The organism is Streptomyces minutiscleroticus, from assembly GCF_014650875.1.
GTDB lineage: Bacteria > Actinomycetota > Actinomycetes > Streptomycetales > Streptomycetaceae > Streptomyces > Streptomyces minutiscleroticus.
This window is the reverse complement of record NZ_BMVU01000284.1, coordinates 1-533: the sequence shown is the minus strand read 5'-3', so window position 1 is coordinate 533 and position 533 is coordinate 1. Positions and strand designations below refer to the sequence as shown.

Below are 533 nucleotides of genomic sequence, written 5' to 3'. Positions count from 1 at the left end.
AGAGAAAATATTCTAAGCCACACGCATGAATGATGCATGAGCGGTATCTGAATAAAGCGTTTCTTTAAGCTTATGGCGCAATGCATCGGTGTTTTTGCAAATGCAAGCGAGCGGTTTTCTTATGGTATAATAGCGGTTATTTTTTAGAATAACCAACGCTAAAATAGTGCTTTAATTGAATCCAAAACAAGGAGTTTATTTTTTTATGGAACAAAATCATCAAAACTTGCAATCTCAATTTTTTATAGAGCATATCTTACAGATTTTACCTCACCGCTATCCCATGCTCTTAGTGGATAGAATTACAGAGTTACAAGCCAATAAAAAAATTGTCGCTTATAAGAATATCACTTTTAATGAAGATGTGTTTAACGGGCATTTCCCTAATAAGCCCATTTTCCCGGGCGTTTTGATCGTAGAGGGCATGGCACAAAGCGGAGGGTTTTTAGCCTTCACTAGTTTGTGGGGGTTTGACCCTGAAATAGCCAAAACCAAAATCGTGTATTTCATGACGATTGACAAGGTTAAATTCC

1 protein-coding gene is annotated in these 533 nt (G+C 37.0%); it reads left to right on the top strand.

Annotation, left to right across the window (positions count from 1 at the left end):
* Positions 1-205: 205 nt before the first annotated feature.
* Positions 206-533: 3-hydroxyacyl-ACP dehydratase FabZ (fabZ, locus tag IE271_RS44755; protein WP_190195546.1), on the top strand; the 328-nt coding region annotated here is incomplete at its 3' end.